Source organism: [Zimmermannella] alba NBRC 15616, from assembly GCF_001570905.1.
Taxonomy (GTDB): Bacteria; Actinomycetota; Actinomycetes; order Actinomycetales; family Microbacteriaceae; genus Pseudoclavibacter; species Pseudoclavibacter albus.
In genome coordinates, this window is record NZ_BCSO01000002.1 from 15870 (window position 1) to 34208 (window position 18339).

Consider the following 18339-nt stretch of genomic DNA (forward strand, 5'->3'; position numbering starts at 1 on the left):
TCTCAACCCGCGGGTAAACGGCTCTCGAACTCTGGTCCGCACGTACAGTGATGGGCATGAGTCACGCGATGGATCGATTCGTTGCCGTTATCCCGGCCGGTGGTGTCGGCTCGCGGCTGTGGCCTCTTTCTCGTGCCGCATCGCCGAAGTTCCTGCACGACGTCATGGGGAATGGCTCGAGCCTGCTCGCCGACACCTGGGATCGACTCGTCGCGCTGTGCGCACCCGAACGCATCTTGGTCGTCACCGGCGCCGCGCATGGCGAAGCCGTCCGTGAGCAGTTGCCGGAACTCCTCGACAAGAACGTCGTCCTCGAATCCGAGGGCCGCGACTCGACGGCGGCGATCGGTCTTGCCGCAGCGATCCTCGAGCGCCGCATGCCGGGCGCAATTATCGGATCCTTCGCCGCCGACCATCTCATTGGCAACCTCTCCCGCTTCCGATCGGCGGTCCGCGAAGCGGTCCGTGCTGCGGATGCCGGGATGATCGCCACGATCGGCATCCAGCCCATCGAACCCTCGACCGCCTTTGGCTACATCCGTGCCGGTGCCCCGCTCGAAATCAAGGGCGCACCGTCTGCGCGCAGCGTCGAAGCCTTCGTTGAAAAGCCCGCCGCCTCCACCGCCCGCCGCTACCTCGCCTCCGGTGAATACCTCTGGAACGCGGGCATGTTCATCGCCCGCGCGGAGCGCCTGCTCGAAGAGCTCGCCGAGAACCGCCCCGAGCTGGCGGCTGGCATCAACGAGATCGCGGATGCCTGGGACACGGACGCCCGCGAGGAGGTTGTTGCCCGCGTGTGGCCGACCCTCGAAAAGATCGCCATCGATTACACGGTCGCTGAGCCTGCCGCAGCAAAGGGTGCGCTCGCGGTCATTCCGGGCTTCTTCCAGTGGGATGACGTGGGGGACTTCGCCTCCGTGTCGCGTCTTCGTCAGATCGAGCAGGCTGCAGCCGGGGAGAGCCCGCACCTCGTCGTGATGGGTGATGAAGAGCGAGTCATCGGCCACGAGGCCACGGGTCTCGTCCTCTCGAAGACTGACCGCGTCATCGCCGTCGCCGGTATCCAGGACGTCGTCATTGTCGACACGGATGACGCGATCCTTGTGACCACGCGTCAGAAGGCGCAGCAGGTGAAGCAACTCGTCGGCAAGCTGAAGGAGTCCCCACACCCTGAGGTGCTCTAGCGCGGCGTGTTCAGTGGGGAGTCCACAAACGCCTGGGCGAATTCACAGCTTGGAATAGTATCCGGGCATGAACACGCAACGAGTTTTTGCATCTGTCGCGGCTGCGGCGATCGCAGCGCTGACGCTGTCGTCCTGCCAGGCTGCTCCCGCCACTGAAGGCGGTGTGACGGGCGCCAAATCGGACCTCCACGCCTGCATGGTCGCGAACAGCGGCAACATCCAGGACCGTTCCTTCAACCAGGCCGTGCACGAGTCGCTCGAAGCAGCGAAGACCGAGTACGGCATCCAGACGAGCGAGACCGTCTCGCAGTCGCCGGACGATTACACGACGAACCTCGACGCCATGGCGAACGCTGGCTGTGACTACATTGTCACGGTCGGTTGGGAGCTCGCGGATGCCACGAAGGCTGCCGCCGCGGCACACCCCGAGATTGCGTACTCAATCGTTGACGAGATCGTCGAGGGTGACAATGTCCGCTCGATCGTCCACGACACCGCTCAGGCGGCCTTCCTCGCCGGATACCTCTCGGCTGGCCTCACGAAAACCGGCACGATCGGCACCTTCGGTGGCGGCAACCAGCCCCCGGTGACGGTGTTCATGGATGGCTACCAGGCCGGCATGGAGTACTACAACAAGGCCAAGGGCAAGGACATCAAGCTCGTCGGCTGGGACGCGAAGACCCAGAAGGGCTCATTCACCGACGACTTCACAAACTCGAGCACCGCGCGCACGGTCGCCGCTGGTCTCATCTCGCAGGGCGCCGACATCATCATGCCGGTGGCGGCACAGGCTGGCGAGGGTGCTGTCATGGCGGCCAAGGAACATGGCGACGACATTGGCATCGTGTGGGTGGACGCCGACGGCTACAACCTCCTTGCTGATGACATGAAGCCGTACCTCGTGACGACGGTGGAAAAGCATATGAAGCCCGCCATCCTCGAGGTCATGAAGTCGAAGATCGACGGCAACTTCACCGGTGGCAACACGGTCGGCACGCTCGAGAACGAGGGTGTCGGCTTGGCTCCGTACCACGACTGGGACAGCAAGGTTCCGGCGGAACTCAGGGCCGAGATTGACGACCTCAAGGCGAAGATCGCCTCGGGTGAGATCAAGGTCGAGTCGCAGTCCTCGCCGAAGATCGCTTAGTTCACGTCCTGTTCATCTTCTACAAGATCTGCGTAACTTCTACAACACTTCTATCGCGATCCATCGAACGCGCTTCCTGAGTGTGAGCTGAACGATTTACGCTGAAACAAACTCGTGCGCAAACGCGTACCCCGGCACGGCCCAGCCGTGACTCAGAGAGGATTTGCCCGTGGCATTCACGAACTCCAAGCGCATCGGTGCAGTGGCCACCGTTGCCCTCGCTTCCCTCGCGCTCTCGGCCTGTGGTCAGGCACCCGAGGCCACACAGCCCGGTGCCGCCGGTGCGAGCGACTTCACCGCCTGCATGGTCTCGGACCAGGGTGGGTTCGACGACAAGTCGTTCAACCAGCTCTCGCACGACGGTCTCCTCCAGGCGCAGGAGCAGCTCGGCATCAAGACCCTCGAGGCAGAGTCGAAGTCGCCCGACGACTTCGAGCCGAACATGACCGCCATGGTTCAGCAGGGCTGCAACGTCATCATCCCGGTCGGCTTCATGCTCGCTGACTCCACCGAGGCTGCGGCTGCCGCGAACCCGAACATTGACTTCGCCATCGTCGACTACGACGCCATCAAGGCAGACAACGTCCTCGGCCTCAACTACGACGCTGCTCAGGCTGCGTTCCTTGCTGGCTACGCAGCTGCTGGTGCTTCGAAGACCGGTGTTGTTGCCACCTACGGCGGCATGGCGATCCCGACCGTCACGATCTTCATGGACGGCTTCGCCAAGGGTGTTGAGCACTACAACAAGGAAAAGGGCAAGGACGTCAAGGTCCTCGGCTGGGACGTCAAGGCGCAGACCGGCCAGTTCGTTGGTGACTTCGAGAACCAGACGGTTGCTCAGCAGATCACCGAGGGCTTCCTCTCGCAGAAGGCCGACATCATCCTCCCCGTCGGTGGCCCGCTCTACCAGGGTGGTGCTGAGGCGATCAAGGCGTCGGGCCAGGAGGCCTACATCATCGGTGTCGACTCGGACCTCGCTGCTCGCGAGACCCAGTACAAGGACATCATTATGACCTCCATCACGAAGTCGATGGACAAGTCGGTGCTCGAAGCCATCAAGATGTCGGTTGACGGCAGCTTCAAGGGCGGTACCTACACGGGCACGCTCGAGAACGAGGGTGTTGGCCTCGCCAGCTTCGGTGCCTTCGAGTCGAAGCTTCCGGCAGGTATGACCGATGAGCTCGCACAGCTCAAGGCCGACATTATCTCCGGCAAGATCAAGGACATTTCGCCCTCCTCGCCGAAGGCATAAGGACGCGAATCTGAACGGGGAGTCGCACATCGCGGCTCCCTGTTCTCGTGCCGAAATGTTACTTGGACATTAGGCTTTCCCAGGGGCTGTGGGCCCTCATCCCTGCGAACCCCTACGCAAGCAATTCACGGACGTATTGAGTAAGGCGAGTGCAATGAAACTCGAACTCCGCGGCATCACGAAGCGCTTTGGCGCCTTCACCGCGAATGACCACATCGACCTCGTCGTGGAACCGGGCGAAGTGCACGCGCTGCTCGGTGAAAACGGCGCCGGCAAGTCCACGCTCATGAACGTGCTCTACGGCCTCTATCAGGCCGACGAGGGCGAGATCCTGCTCGATGACGAGCCGCAGCACTTCTCCGGCCCCGGCGACGCAATGGCCGCTGGCATCGGCATGGTGCACCAGCACTTCATGCTCGTCCCCGTCTTCACGGTCGCCGAAAACCTCATGCTCGGCCACGAGCCCGCCAAGTTTGGCATCCTCAACCTCGATGCCGCCCGCGCAAAGGTGCGTGAAATCTCCGACCGCTTCGGGTTCGACATTGACCCGGACGCTCTCGTGGAAGACCTCCCCGTGGGTGCACAGCAGCGCGTCGAGATCATCAAGGCGCTCTCGCGGAACGCCGAGATCCTCGTCCTCGACGAGCCGACCGCTGTGCTCACGCCGCAAGAGACCGACGAGCTCATGGCAATCATGGACGAGCTTCGCAAGGCTGGCACCTCGATCGTGTTCATCACCCACAAGCTGCGTGAGGTTCGCGAGGTGGCCGACCGCATTACCGTCATCCGTCGCGGCAAGGTCGTCGGTACGGCGCTCCCGACGGAATCGAACGAAGAGCTCGCCGCCAAGATGGTCGGCCGCGCCGTTGACCTCAGCGTCGACAAGGCTGCACCGAAGATCGGTGAAACGACCTTCGAAGTCGAGCACCTTACGGTCTTTGACGCACAGGGCGCGAAGCAGGTGGATGACCTCTCCTTCACTGTTCGCGAGGGCGAAATCCTCGTCATCGCCGGTGTTCAGGGCAACGGCCAGACCGAGCTCACCGAGGCGATCCTTGGCCTTCAGCCGCGCACGCACGGCTCCATCAAGCTCGACGGCAAGGAACTCATCGGTCGCAGCGTCAAGCAGGTGCTCGACACGGGTGTCGGCTTCGTGCCTGAAGACCGCACCGTGGACGGCATTGTCGGCGAGTTCACGATCGCCGAGAACATGGTCCTCGACCGCGCCGACCGCAAGCCCTTCTCGAAGGGCCTCGCGCTCAACTTCAGCGAGATCACCGAGTTCGCGAACCGTTCGGTGGAAGCCTTCGACGTGCGCACGCCGACGATCGAAACCCCGGCTGGTCGCCTCTCGGGCGGTAACCAGCAGAAGATCGTGCTCGCGCGTGAGCTTGGCCGCGAACTGCGCATGTTCATCGCCTCGCAGCCGACGCGCGGTCTCGACGTCGGCTCGATCGAGTTCGTGCACGAGCAGATCGTGAAGGTCCGCGACTCGGGCATCCCCGTCATCATCGTCTCCACGGAGCTTGATGAGGTGGTTGACCTTGCCGACCGAATCATGGTCATGGTGAAGGGAAAGAGCATGGGCATCGTGGAACCCACGACCTCCCGCGAAAAACTCGGTCAGATGATGGCGGGTATCACGGAATGAGCACGCAAATGACTTCGACAAACAAGGACCTTCCCACCACAGAACAGTCCCCGTGGGCAGGCGTGTGGCGTGACGTGCTGGGCGGCGGCGTCGTCCGCTCGATCCTCGCGATCCTCCTCGCGCTCCTCATCGGCTCGCTCCTCGTGGTGGTCGTGAATGAGGACGTCCAGAAGGCCGCTGGCTACTTCTTCGCACGCCCCAGCGACACCTTCACCGAGGCCTTCAACGTCATCGCCGGTGCCTTCCGCGCCTTGTGGGAGGGCGCGATTTTCTCGCCGCGCACCGGCTTTCAGCCGCTCACCCAGACCCTCATGTGGGCGACGCCGCTCATCTCGGCCGGTCTCGGTATCGCGATCGGCTTCCGCGCGGGCCTGTTCAACATTGGTGGTCGCGGTCAGATGATCCTCGCCGCGCTCTTCACGGGCTTCATCGCCGCGAGTGTGCCGCTGCCGCCGGTCATCCACCTCATCGTCGCCGTCCTCGCCGGTCTCATCGGTGGCGCGATCTGGGCGGGCATCGTCGGCTACCTCAAGGCCAAGACCGGCGCCCACGAGGTCATCGTCACGATCATGCTCAACTATGTGGCGTTCTGGGGCATCACCTTCCTCCTCAAGACCCCGCTCTTCCAGGCGGAGGGCGCTGGCGGTAACCCGAAGGCGAAGCCGGTGCTCGACAGCGCCGAGCTGCCCAAGCTCATTGGCAACCTCGACCTCGGCTTCGTGCTCTCGATCCTCGCCGTGATCGCCTACTGGTGGATCATGGACCGCTCGACGACTGGTTTCCGCATCCGTGCCGTCGGCTTCAACCCGCACGCGGCCCGTACCGCAGGTATCGACGTTGAGCGCACAACGGTCATCACGCTCGCCCTCTCGGGCGCCTTCCTCGGTCTTGCTGGCGCCACGCAGGTGCTCGGCCGCGCAACCGCCGGTTACACGCCGGATGTGGATGCCGGGATCGGTTTCGACGCGATCACGGTGGCGCTCCTGGGCGCGAACCACCCGGTCGGCATCGTCCTCGCGGGTCTCCTCTTCGGTGCGCTCAAGGCGGGCTCGTTCCCGATGCAGGTCGCCGAGAACATTCCGATCGACATCGTCGCGGTCATCCAGGGCCTCATCGTGCTCTTCATTGCGGCACCCCCGCTCATCCGCGCGATCTTCCACCTGCCAGCGCCCTCCGGTGTCTCGCTCCTCGACCGCGTGCGCGTTTCGCGCGGCAAGGCTGACGCCACCGAGGTTGCGGCCGCTGCAGGCATTGACGCTGCTGTTGAAGCGGATAGCACGGCCACGGCCGTCGAAGCCGACAGTGCAGACACCACCACGAACGACATCAACTCGGAGGCCAAGGCATGAGCACGGCAACCACGGTGACCCCGGACGCCACCGAGACCAGCGTCAGCTCGAAGCGCAACTGGAAGGCGCCTATCGCCTTCGCCCTGTTCGCGCTCGTCGCACTCATTGCCTTCGGGCTCATGGTGGATGGCGGCGCCACGAGCCGCATCGACCTCAACTCGCCGAGCGTGCCGATCGAGCTTGCCCCGATCCTCGCCCCGACGATGCTCACGAACGTCATCATTGGCGTCATCCTGCTCGGTATCGCCACCTACTCGGCCATGCGCATTCGTGACCGTAAGGGCACGCCGCTCTGGCTGACGACGGTCTTCGGCATCCTCTGGATCACGGCGCTCATCCTCTTCGTCGGTGCTAACCAGAACGTGCCGCTGACGTGGCTGCTCACCGGTACCCTCGCGCTCTCGACGCCGCTCATCTTCGGTTCGATGGCGGGCCTTGTCTCGGAGCGCGTCGGCGTCGTGAACATCGCGATTGAAGGTCAGCTCCTTGCGGGTGCCTTCACCTCGGCGCTCATCGCCTCGATGACCGGCTCGAGCTTCCTCGGCCTTCTCGGTGCGATCGTTGCGGGTGTGCTCGTCTCGGTCATCCTCGCGGTCTTCTCGATCACGTACATCGTCGAGCAGGTCGTCGTTGGTGTCGTCGTGAACATGCTCGTCTCGGGCCTCACCTCGTTCCTCCACTCGAGTGTCATGGTCCGCAACCCCGAGTTCACGAACTCGCCGCCGAAGTACCCGGTGTGGGAGATCCCGTTCCTCTCGGACATCCCGATCATCGGCCCGCTCCTGTTCGCGAACACGCCGATCATCTACCTCATGCTCGTGCTCGTGCCGCTGCTCACCTTCGCGGTGTTCCGCACCCGCTGGGGTCTGCGCATGCGCGCGGTCGGTGAGCACCCGAAGGCTGCTGACACGGTCGGCATCAACGTGAACCGGACGCGGTTCTGGAACGTGCTCCTCTCGGGTGCGATCGCCGGTGCCGGTGGTTCGTTCTTCACCCTCGGTTCGGTCGGTTCCTTCGGTGCGGACATGTCCGCCGGTCAGGGTTATATCGCCCTTGCCGCGCTCATCTTCGGCCGCTGGCACCCGGTCTACGCGACGCTCGCTGCGCTCCTCTTCGGCTTCGCGACGAACCTCAAGACCCTCGCGAGCCAGGTCGGGTCGCAGATCCCCTCGGAACTCATGGCAATGGTCCCGTACATCGTGACGATCCTTGCCGTGGCAGGCTTCGTGGGCCAGTCGCGCGGCCCCGCCGCAGCTGGCAAGCCCTACCTCAAGGCCTAGCCGTGACTGGCACGCCAGCCATCGACTGGGAGCTCCTGCGCGCCGAGGCACGCGAGGCCATGACGCGCGCCTACGCGCCCTACTCGAAGTACCCGGTGGGTGCGGCTGCCCTCGTGGATGACGGCCGTATCATCTCCGGCTGCAACGTCGAGAACGCGTCCTACGGCCTCACGCTGTGCGCGGAGTGCGCGCTCGTGAGCGCCCTCCACATGAGCGGTGGCGGCAAGCTCGTCGCCTTCGCCTGTGTGAACGGTGATGGGGACCGCCTTATGCCGTGTGGACGTTGCCGTCAGTTGCTTTACGAGCACTCGACCGAGGGGATGCTGCTCGATACGGTGTCTGGCATCAAGACGATTGACGAGGTGCTCCCGGATGCATTCGGGCCGCGCCAACTGGAGGAATACGCACAGTGAGTGAGATGAGTGAGATCGTGATGAACCAGCCCGAGCCCTTCGACGTCGTTGACCTGATCCGCACGAAGCGTGACCGAGGCGAACTCACCACGGATGAGATCCAGTGGCTTGCCTCCCGCTACGCGAGCGGTGTTGTCGCCGACGAGCAGATGTCGGCCATGGCCATGGCGATCTTCCTCAATGGCATGAGCCGCCGTGAGATTAGGGACCTCACCCTCGCCATGATCGAGACGGGCGAGCGGATGGACTTCTCCTCGCTCTTGGCCCCGACCGCTGACAAGCACTCGACCGGTGGCGTCGGCGACAAGATCACGCTCCCGCTCATGCCGCTTGTCGCCTCCTTCGGTGTGGCTGTGCCGCAGCTTTCGGGCCGTGGCCTTGGTCACACAGGTGGGACGCTCGACAAGCTCGAGTCGATCCCCGGCTGGCGCGCAGACCTCTCGAACGAGGAACTCCTGCGCATCATGGATGAGGTTGGTGGCGTTGTGTGCGCCGCCGGTTCGGGCCTTGCTCCCGCTGACAAGAGGCTCTACGCGCTCCGCGACGTGACGGGCACCGTCGAGTGCATCCCGCTCATCGCATCCAGCATCATGTCGAAGAAGATCGCCGAGGGTACGGATGCGCTCGTGCTCGACGTGAAGTTCGGCTCCGGCTCCTTCATGGGCGACATCTCGCGCGCCCGCGAGCTCGCCGAAGTCATGGTGCAGCTCGGTGAAGACGCGGGCGTGAAGACCTCCGCGCTCCTCACGAACATGCACGTGCCGCTCGGTCGTGCGATCGGTAACGCGAACGAGGTGCGCGAATCCGTCGAGGTGCTCGCCGGTGGCGGGCCCGCGGATGTCGTGGAGCTCACCGTCGAGATCGCCCGTGAGATGCTCCGCCTCGCTGGCCAGCCGGATGCTGACGTTGAGTCGCACCTGCAGAACGGCAAGGCCATGGATGTGTGGCGCCGCTGGGTCGCCGCGCAGGACGGTGACCCGGATGGTGCCCTCCCGGAGCCGAAGGAATCGCTCGAGGTGAAGGCCGACCGGGATGGCGTACTCGTTGAGCAGCTCGCGCTGCCCTTCGGTATTGCCGCCTGGCGTCTTGGCGCGGGCCGTGCTCGCAAGGAGGACCCGGTCATCCACGCCGCCGGTATCGACCTCGCGAAGAAGCCCGGTGACGAGGTCAAGGCGGGCGAGGTGCTCTTCACCCTGCACGCTGACGATTCGGCTCGCTTCGACCGTGCACTCGAGGCACTCGAGGGCGCATACCGGATCGGCGACGCGGGTGAGGAGATCAACAATGGCGGCCCACTCATCGCGGACCGCATTGGAGGTCACAGCAGCGTTCACACGGCGAGCAACTAAGGCGCTACAGTAATTGCGGCCTTATGAGGGCCGATAATTATTCAGTGTCCAATGAGCCTAGGTATTCAAGGGAGAAGCCGTGACAGTGGGTGGCGATGGCGCCGAATTCACGCTCCCAGATGGGACGTCGATTCGCGCACTCCCTAAGGTGTCGCTCCACGATCATCTTGATGGCGGCCTCCGACCCGACACGATCCTCGAGCTCGCTGATGCGATTGGCCTTGAGTTGCCCGCAGACAACGCGCCCGCGCTGGCGTCGTGGTTTGCTGGGCAGTCCGACTCGGGCTCGCTCGTCGAATACTTGAAGACGTTTCAGGTGACCACGGCCGTCATGCAGACTCGCAAGGGTCTCACGCGTGCCGCCCGCGACTTCGTACTCGATCTCGCTGACGACGGCGTGCTCTACGGCGAGGTGCGCTGGGCGCCGGAGCAGCACCTCACGCGCGGCCTCACGCTCGATGAGACGGTCGAAGCGGTGCAGGATGGCCTTGAAGCTGGCGTCGATGAGGTGCGTGCGAGCGGCCGCATCATCCGCGTCGGGCAGCTGCTCGCTGCGATGCGTCACGCGGGCGATGGCCGCGAGATCGCCGAGCTTGCCATCCGCCACCGTGGTCGTGGCGTTGTCGGATTCGACATCGCCGGCCCGGAGGACGGCTTCCCGCCGTCGCTGCAGCAGCCGGCCTTTGATCTCCTCCGCGACGCGCTCATGCCGTGCACCGTCCACGCGGGCGAAGCAGCTGGCCTTGACTCCATCCGTGGCGCCCTGGTCGACGCTCGTGCCCTCCGGCTCGGGCACGGTGTTCGCATCGCCGAAGACCTCGAGGTGGAGGCGCTCCCGGACGGTGAACCGGGGGGCTTTGTGACGCTCGGCCCGCTCGCCCAGTGGGTAAAGGACCGCCGCATCCCGCTCGAGCTCTCGCCGTCCTCGAACCTGCAGACGGGCGCGATTGCCCAGTGGGGTGAGACGCTCGACGCGCACCCCTTCGACATCCTGTACCAGCTCGGTTTCACCGTCACGGTGAACACCGACAACCGGCTCCAGTCGAACACCTCGCTGACGCGCGAGCTGTCGCTGCTTGCGGACACCTTCGACTACACGATCGAAGACCTGCAGGACTTCCAGCAGAACGCTGCTGAAGCTGCCTTCCTCCCGGTCGAAGATCGCGAAGAACTCGCGGATCTCATCACGGAGGGCTTTGCCGAGGCCATTGCGCAGGGGGCTGCACGATGAGGCCCGAAACTGCGCCGGTCCCGCTGCATTTTGACGCCTCGTGCGTTGCACTGGGGGTCAAGCTCGAGAGCTGGAAGGACGCCGTCCGCTACGTCGGTGACATGCTCAGCGAGCGTGGCTTTGCGACGCCCGCCTACTCGGACCACATGATCCAGGTCATCGAGCAGTTCGGGCCGTACATCGTCATCGCGCCCGGCATTGCGCTCGTGCACGCGCGCCCGGGCCGCGACACGCTCCAGAACGGCATGGCCGCGATCGTCATCCCTGAGGGTGTTGACTTTGGCCACTCGCGCTTCGACCCGGTGCGCCTCGTGCTTGGTGTGGCCCTCACGCGCTCGGAGGACCACCTCACGGTCGTCGCCTCGATCGCGAATGCGGTCGACCAGGGTGGTGTGCTTGAGCGGGCGCTCGCGACGACCGATCCACAGGAGTTTGTGGACCGGTTCGTCGCTCGTCACCCCACGCTTGACGTGGCGTCTGCCTCGAACTGAGCGTCCGCTACGTGAGCGCGCCCGCTAGCTGAGCTCGGTGAGCAGCTCCGCCATCGCGTTCGCGGCGCGACTTGAGGCAGCACGTGCCGTCGCCGAACGCTCGGCCGCCGTACCTTCGGTGCCGACAGCATCCACGTAGCACTTGATCTTCGGCTCGGTGCCCGAGGGGCGCACCATGACGCGCGTGCCGTCCGCGAGACGGAGGCGGATGATGTCTTTGCCGATCTCTTCCGCGCTGGTCACCGTGATGCCTTCGAGCATGGTCGGGAGCGCGCCGCGCAGCTTCGTCATAACGGCCGGGATGTCGCTCACGCGCTCGAAGCGGACCGACTTCTGTACCGACACGAAGGAGCCAAAACGCTCAGCGAATTCGGCATCAAGGTCGCGAATCGTGCGGCCTTCGGCGGCGAGCTGCATCGCCATTTCGAGGATCGCGACGGAGGCGGAAATACCGTCCTTGTCACGGACCGACTCCGGGTTCACGAGGTAGCCGAGTGCTTCCTCGTAGCCGTAGACGATGCCCTCAGCGCGCGAAATCCACTTGAAACCGGTGAGCGTCTCCGCGTAGCCGAGGCCGTAGGCGGCTGCCACCTCCGAGAGGGCGGGGGAGGAGACGAGCGAGGTCGCGAGCGTTGCACCAGCGGTCTCGCCACGTGCTTCAAGCTGCTTTGCGGCACGCCAGCCGAGGAGCTTGCCGATGTCGTTGCCACCGAGGCGCTCCCAGGCGCCGTCGGAGTTGCGCAGCGCCACTGCGAGGCGGTCGGCATCCGGGTCGTGCGCGATGATGATGTCGGCGCTCGTGCGCTCTGCCGCCGCGAAGGCGAGGTCGAGGGCGCCCGGCTCTTCCGGGTTCGGGAAGTCAACCGTCGGGAAGGAGCCATCAGGCTGAATCTGCTCGTCCACGACGACCGGGTCCGGGATGCCGAGCGTCGCGAGCACCTTCTGGAAGGTCTCCCACCCGACGCCGTGCATGGGCGTGTAGACGACTTTGAGGGGCTGCACCTCGCCCTGGAAGACGCGGGCGGTTGCCGCCACGTAGGCGTCGATGAGCGACTCGGGTGCGATCTGGTAGTCGTTCGAGCGGGGCAGCTCGTTCACGAGCTCCTCGTTCGCGACGCGGTCGATGCACGCGGCAATCTCAGCATCCGCAGGCGAGACAATCTGCGAACCGTCGTCGGTACCGCCGAGGTACACCTTGTAGCCGTTGTCCCACTTCGGGTTGTGGGATGCGGTGACCATGACCCCGGCCGAGGCGCCGAGCTCGCGCACGGCGAAGGCGAGCACCGGGGTTGGGAGCAGGCGCGGCAGGAGCGTCGCTTGGACGCCGGCAGCCTGCATGAGTTCGGCGGTGTCGCGGGCGTACCGCTCCGAGTTGATGCGGGCGTCGTAGCCGATGACGATGCTCGGCCGGCCCGTGCCGTCGCGTTCAGCTCGCGCGAGGAGGTACTCGGCGAAGCCGCGCGCAGCCTGGGCGACAAGCACACGGTTCATGCGGTTCGTGCCAGCACCCTGGCGGCCGCGGAGGCCTGCGGTACCGAATGCGAGGCGCGTGCCGAAGCGGTCTTCGAGGTCGCGCCATGCGGCTGCGGCCTCGCCGGGGGTTTCCGGCGTGATGTCATCCTGCACGCTCGTCGGATCACCCGCGGCAGCAAGGATGGCGGAGAGTTCGACGCGCGTGACCTCGTCGGGGTCCTGCGCGAGCCAGCGCTCAGCGGCGTGCCGAAGCGCGACCTGGCGCTGACGGTTGATCGCGGCGATCACGAGATCTTCACCACCACGTCGGCAATGAAGCGCGCGAGTTCACCCTCCGCCTTCTTGCCCTCTTCGATGACTTCTTCGTGGCTGAGCGGCTGACCGGTGACGCCAGCGGCCGAGTTTGTGATGAGCGAGCAGCCGAGGACTTCCATCCCAGCCCGGCGGGCAGCGATCGCTTCGAGCGCGGTCGACATGCCGACGATGTCGCCGCCCATCGCGCGAGCCATGCGCACCTCAGCGGGCGTCTCGTAGTGGGGGCCACGGAACTGGACGTAGACGCCCTCATCCATGCCGGGACGAACCTCGCGTGCGATCTCGCGGAGGCGCTCCGAGTAGAGGTCGGTGAGGTCGATGAAGGTTGCGCCCTCGAGCGGTGAGTCGGCCGTGAGGTTGATGTGGTCGGAGATGAGGACGGGCGTGCCGGGGCCCCACTCGGGACGGACACCGCCTGCACCGTTCGTGAGGACCATGACCTTGGCGCCCGCGGCTGCTGCTGTGCGGACCGAGTGGACGACGCGGCGGACGCCGTGGCCTTCGTAGTAGTGGGTGCGGGCACCGATCACGAGTGCGTGCTTGCCGTTGGGGAGGCGGATGGAGCGGATCGTGCCGACGTGCCCCTCAAGTGCGGGCTTCGAGAAGCCAGGGACCTCGGTGGCGGGGATGACGGCGACCTCGTCGCCCATGAGCTCAGCGGCCTTGCTCCAGCCGGAACCAAGCGTGAGGGCAATGTCGTGCTGCGCGACTCCGGTGCGGTCTGCGATGACGTCGGCTGCCTGGCGAGCGATCTCGAAGGGATCTGCCTTCGGGTCCTCGAGGGGGTGTGCATACTCGGACATGGTCATCAGCGTAGTAGGCCGTGCTGAGGATGCCCCTTCCAGTTTGAGGTTGGTTCCCGCTGTCCTGAGTTGGCGGCGTTCAGACTGGCCCGGCATGATGGAAGCCATGGCTGAGAAGACTCCCCGTAAGCATCGCATTGCCGTTATTGGTGGCGGCCCCGGTGGCTATGAGGCGGCCCTGCGCGGTGCCGAACTCGGAGCCGAGGTCACCCTCGTCGAACATCACGGAGTTGGTGGCAACGCCGTGCTCACGGATGTCGTCCCCTCGAAGACGCTTATTTCGGCGGCTGAGGTCGCCTCGCACATGGCAACGGCCGGGGAGCTTGGCGTCCAGTTCTTTGCCCGCGACGACAAGGACCGTCCGCTGCGTCCGGACATTGCGGTGAACTTCACGAAGCTCAACCAGCGCATCCGCCGTCTCGCGCAGAAGCAGTCGGATGACATGCTCGCCTCGCTCAAGCGTCACGGTGTCACGGTTGTGCAGGGCCGCGGCCGCCTCGACGGCCCCAACACGGTCATCGTCGACTCGGGCCCGAAGAGCAAGGAATTTGACCACATTGAGGCTGACACGATGATCGTGTCGGTGGGTGCGAGCCCGCGTGAGCTTCCCTCGGCGAAGCCCGACGGTGAGCGCATCCTCACCTGGAAGCAACTCTACAGCCTCACCGAGATGCCGGAGCACCTCATCGTGGTCGGCTCGGGTGTGACCGGTGCCGAGTTTGCTTCTGCCTACCGCCTCCTCGGCAGCGAGGTCACGCTCATCTCGAGCCGCGACCGCGTGCTCCCGGGTGAAGACGCGGACGCTGCGGATGTCATTGAAGAGGTCTTCAAGCGCAACGGCATGAACGTCGTCTCCGGTCAGCGTGCTGAGAAGGTCGTGCGCGACGGCGATGAGGTCGTGGCGACGCTCTCGGACGGCCGTGAGATCCGCGGTTCGCACTGCCTCATGGCGGTCGGTTCCATCCCGAACACGAAGGACATCGGGCTGGAATCGGCGGGCGTTGAACTCACCGAGTCGGGCCACATTGTCGTGAACCGTGTGGCGCGCACCTCGGTGCCGAACATTTACGCTGCCGGTGACTGCACGAGCTTCTTCCCGCTCGCATCGGTCGCATCGGCGCAGGGCCGCGCCGCGGTGTTCCACGCGCTCGGTGACGAGGTCCGTCCGATCAACCTTCGCAATGTTGCCTCGAACGTGTTCACCTACCCGGAGATCGCGACGGTCGGCTGGCAGCAGTCGGCGGTTGAGGATGGCACGCGTCAGGGTCGCGTCGCGAAGTTCTCGCTCGAGCAGAACCCGCGCGCGAAGATGCAGGAGTTCAAGGACGGCTTCGTGAAGATCATCGCCGGCAATGACCTCGGCACGATTATCGGTGCGGTCGTCGTGGCGCCGCGTGCGTCGGAACTCATCCTCCCGCTGTCGCTCGCGATCGAGCAGCGTCTCACGGTGGACCAGTTCGCTCGTGCCTGGGCTGCCTACCCGTCGCTTTCGGGCTCGATCGTGGACCTCGCTCGCTCCATGCACATGCCGCAGGAGTAGACGCTGGGTGTGTCTCCCAGAGTCGGCTTGATACGGTCAATTCAATCTTTCAACGATTCTGTGAGAGAGATTGGAGTTAATCCAGTATGGGCGTGACTTGGGTTATACGAGGATTTCTTGCTGGAGTTCTTATTGCGTTGGCGAGCGTTTCAATGCAAAGGACAGAATGGCCGTGGAACTTTGTGCTTGTAATCGGCTTGATTGCCGTCACGGCTGTTGTGTGGGCCCTCGGTCGGCGCATTTCAGCTGGCGATCGTCAGAGTAAATAAAGCCTCTGCGTGTCAAGGTCTCGCGTGAGGACGCGGTCTCTTCCCAGGGGGATCCGGTGGTGATTCTCAGTTCTGTTCTCGAGTCTGAGGTCGTTCGCTGTTCAATCCCATTGGTGGGGAAGGAATTGAGGTACATGCGTCTCAGAAATCTTGTTGCTCTTGTGGCTGCTTCAATCATCGGCCTCATTGGGCTGACGTGCGGGGGGAGGACAAGCTCAGGCTGATCCGATGCCGTCTCAAAGTCAAAGTCACACTCAAGAAGAAAACAGTCATGGTTTGACCGTCTTGGCGGCAAGTGCAACTGGGGAATTTGCAACGCTCTCAGTTGTGGACGGGGAAGTCTCACGAAGCGGTGAGAGCGTGCGTATCCTTAGGGGCGGTGTAGAACAAAGTTGCCGGATGTTATCACTGTTGATGGCATCCAATATGACGTCACATATGACATCCTTGATGCTCATACCTTCACCCTCTCCGCAGCTGCTGCTGAGCAAGCGACCGTAACGAACGATCTCTCTTTGCGGAGCAATTGGGACGGCAGTTGGGATCAGTGCGTCAGTGGTGCTGCCGTCAAGGGAGGCCTCACAAGCGGTATTGTGACGTTTTTGCTCAGCGGGCCAGCCGCTGCAGTCACAGCGGCGGCTGCGGGCATGATCGGCTCAGGAGTTGTGTCTATGCTCTCCGAGTGTTGGGGCAAGCCGTTCACACAGCCTTAGGGAGGTCGCTCTCCCCGCGCCTTAGGTCGTAGTTGTGCCCCTAGGTATCGCCACCTAGGGGCACAACTGCGACCTAAGCTGATTGGGGCGGCGGGCTACTCCGCGTACTCGATGAGGACGGTGCCGGAGGGGATGGTCTGGCCGGGCTCGCCCGAGATGGCCTTGATGACGCCGTCGCGCTGTGCCTGAATGGGCTGTTCCATCTTCATCGCCTCGAGGACGACGAGGAGGTCGCCCTTGACGACGGACTGGCCTGCTTCGACGGCGAACTTCACGATGGTGGCCTGCATGGGTGCCTTGACCGCCGTGCCGGTTTCGCTCGGCCCGGAGGACTTCTTCTGGCGGCGCTTCGGGGCGTGGCCCTGCATGGTGCGGCCGACTCCGCCGTGGCCAGCGTCGGTGTTCGAGATGATGCGGGCGGGGAGGGAGACTTCGAGACGCTTGTCGTTCACTTCGACGACGACGCTGCGGCGCTCGTCCGGTTCGCTGAGTTCCCCAGCTTCGCCGTCCCACGGCTCACACGGGTTCTCGTAGTCAGTTTCGATCCAGCGCGTGAAGACATCGAAGGAACCGTGTTCGGCGGTGAAGGCGGGCTGGTTCACGACATCCCGGTGGAAGGGGACGACGGTCGGCATGCCCGAGATCTCGAGGTCGTCGAGTGCGCGACGCGAGCGGGCGAGGGCCTCTTCGCGCGTGCGGCCGGTGACGATGAGTTTCAGGAGGAGAGAGTCGAAGGCGCCCGAGACTTCGTCGCCTTCGCGAACGCCCGAGTCAATGCGCACGCCCGGGCCGGTCGGCAGGCGCAGCGCGTGGATCGTGCCGGGGGCGGGGAAGAAGTTGCGGCCGGGGTCTTCACCGTTGATGCGGAACTCGAAGGAGTGACCGTGCGAGGTCGGATCGTCGTAGCCGAGCTCTTCGCCTTCGGCGAGGCGGAACTGCTCGCGCACGAGGTCGATGCCGGTGACTTCTTCGGAGACAGGGTGCTCGACTTGGAGGCGCGTGTTCACTTCGAGGAAGGCGACGGTTCCGTCGGCGGCGAGGAGGAACTCGCAGGTGCCGGCGCCCTGGTAGCCGACCTCCTTGAGGATGGCCTTGGATGCGGTCACCATGGCCTCGTGCTGCTCGGGCGTGATGAAGGGTGCCGGGGCTTCTTCAACGAGCTTCTGGTGGCGGCGCTGGAGCGAGCAGTCGCGGGTCGAGATGACGACGACGTTGCCGTGCGCGTCGGCGAGGCACTGAGTTTCGACGTGGCGTGGGCGGTCGAGGTACTTCTCGACGAAGCATTCGCCTCGCCCGAAGGCGGCGATGGCTTCACGCGTGGCGGATTCGAAGAGCTGGGGGATTTCTTCGCGCTCGCGGGCGACCTTGAGGCCGCGGCCGCCACCACCGTAGGCGGCCTTGATCGCAACGGGGAGGCCGTGCTCGTCGGCGAAGGCGAGCACCTCATCCGGACCAGCGACGGGTTCGAGTGTGCCGGGCGCGAGGGGCGCGCCGACCTTTTCGGCGACGTGGCGGGCAGTCACCTTGTCGCCGAGTGCTTCGATGGCTTCGGGGGAGGGGCCAATCCAGATGAGGTCTGCGTCGATGACGCGGCGCGCAAACTCGGCGTTTTCGGCGAGGAAGCCGTAGCCGGGGTGGATGGCGTCGGCACCGGAGCGGCGGGCGGCGGAGAGGATCTTGTCGATGACGAGGTAGGTCTCGGCGCTCGTCGTGCCGCGAAGGGCATAGGCTTCGTCGGCAAGGCGCGCGTGTGGTGCGTCTCGGTCCTGATCGGCGTAGACGGCGACTGATGCAATACCGGCGTCCCGCGCGGCGCGGATGACTCGGACAGCGATTTCGCCTCGGTTTGCGACGAGGACCTTGGAGATGCGGCGCATAA

General features: G+C 64.6%; 14 protein-coding genes. 11 read left to right on the forward strand and 3 right to left on the reverse strand.

Translation table 11 applies throughout. The annotated features are described in order from the left end of the window. Positions 1-56: 56 nt before the first annotated feature. The 10 genes from ZAL01S_RS02790 to ZAL01S_RS02835 all read left to right on the forward strand — a co-directional run bounded on the left by ZAL01S_RS02790 (position 57) and on the right by ZAL01S_RS02835 (position 11347). On the forward strand, positions 57-1184 hold the full coding sequence (locus ZAL01S_RS02790; protein WP_066079859.1) for a mannose-1-phosphate guanylyltransferase: 1128 nt from the start codon (positions 57-59) through the stop codon (positions 1182-1184). A 67-nt stretch (positions 1185-1251) separates the two neighbouring features. Further along, positions 1252-2331 carry a BMP family lipoprotein gene (locus ZAL01S_RS02795; protein WP_066079449.1) on the forward strand — a complete coding sequence of 360 codons (1080 nt, stop codon included), beginning with the start codon at positions 1252-1254 and terminating at the stop codon, positions 2329-2331. A 169-nt stretch (positions 2332-2500) separates the two neighbouring features. Continuing rightward, the gene (locus ZAL01S_RS02800; protein WP_066079452.1) at positions 2501-3583 is read left to right on the forward strand and encodes a BMP family lipoprotein; all 1083 of its coding nucleotides are present in this window, start codon (positions 2501-2503) and stop codon (positions 3581-3583) included. 154 nt (positions 3584-3737) lie between these two features. Further along, complete coding sequence (locus ZAL01S_RS02805) at positions 3738-5234, forward strand: ABC transporter ATP-binding protein (RefSeq protein WP_066079454.1); 1497 nt, start codon at positions 3738-3740, stop codon at positions 5232-5234. Positions 5235-5242: 8 nt separating this feature from the next. Then, entirely contained in the window at positions 5243-6583 is a 1341-nt protein-coding gene (locus ZAL01S_RS02810) for an ABC transporter permease (protein WP_110467112.1), read from the forward strand. Next, complete coding sequence (locus tag ZAL01S_RS02815; RefSeq protein WP_066079457.1) at positions 6580-7863, forward strand: ABC transporter permease; 1284 nt, start codon at positions 6580-6582, stop codon at positions 7861-7863. The genes ZAL01S_RS02810 and ZAL01S_RS02815 overlap by 4 nt, the downstream gene beginning before the upstream one ends. Positions 7864-7865: 2 nt before the next feature. Then, positions 7866-8276: a cytidine deaminase gene (locus tag ZAL01S_RS02820; protein WP_066079460.1), complete on the forward strand. Its 411-nt coding sequence runs from the start codon at positions 7866-7868 to the stop codon at positions 8274-8276. Between the two features lie 5 nt (positions 8277-8281). Further along, positions 8282-9625 carry a thymidine phosphorylase gene (locus tag ZAL01S_RS02825; RefSeq protein WP_066079862.1) on the forward strand — a complete coding sequence of 448 codons (1344 nt, stop codon included), beginning with the start codon at positions 8282-8284 and terminating at the stop codon, positions 9623-9625. Between the two features lie 85 nt (positions 9626-9710). Then, positions 9711-10856: an adenosine deaminase gene (locus ZAL01S_RS02830; RefSeq protein WP_370664267.1), complete on the forward strand. Its 1146-nt coding sequence runs from the start codon at positions 9711-9713 to the stop codon at positions 10854-10856. After that, positions 10853-11347 (forward strand): PTS sugar transporter subunit IIA, encoded by a 495-nt coding sequence (locus tag ZAL01S_RS02835; RefSeq protein ID WP_066079466.1) that lies wholly within the window; start codon positions 10853-10855, stop codon positions 11345-11347. Before ZAL01S_RS02830 ends, ZAL01S_RS02835 begins: the two co-directional genes overlap by 4 nt. Positions 11348-11371: 24 nt before the next feature. Here the strand turns inward: ZAL01S_RS02835 and ZAL01S_RS02840 are convergent, their stop codons facing one another. Next, positions 11372-13108: a phospho-sugar mutase gene (locus tag ZAL01S_RS02840; RefSeq protein ID WP_244875310.1), complete on the reverse strand. Its 1737-nt coding sequence runs from the start codon at positions 13106-13108 to the stop codon at positions 11372-11374. After that, a complete protein-coding gene (locus tag ZAL01S_RS02845) occupies positions 13105-13938 on the reverse strand; it encodes a purine-nucleoside phosphorylase (protein WP_066079865.1) in 834 nt (277 codons plus the stop codon). The genes ZAL01S_RS02840 and ZAL01S_RS02845 overlap by 4 nt, the downstream gene beginning before the upstream one ends. A gap of 106 nt (positions 13939-14044) precedes the next feature. On the opposite strand from ZAL01S_RS02845, the gene ZAL01S_RS02850 reads away from it, so the two are divergent. Next, on the forward strand, positions 14045-15478 hold the full coding sequence (locus ZAL01S_RS02850) for an NAD(P)H-quinone dehydrogenase (protein ID WP_066079469.1): 1434 nt from the start codon (positions 14045-14047) through the stop codon (positions 15476-15478). A gap of 1077 nt (positions 15479-16555) precedes the next feature. Here the strand turns inward: ZAL01S_RS02850 and ZAL01S_RS02855 are convergent. Then, the gene (locus tag ZAL01S_RS02855; RefSeq protein WP_066079472.1) at positions 16556-18337 is read right to left on the reverse strand and encodes an ATP-binding protein; all 1782 of its coding nucleotides are present in this window, start codon (positions 18335-18337) and stop codon (positions 16556-16558) included. Positions 18338-18339 lie beyond the last annotated feature (2 nt).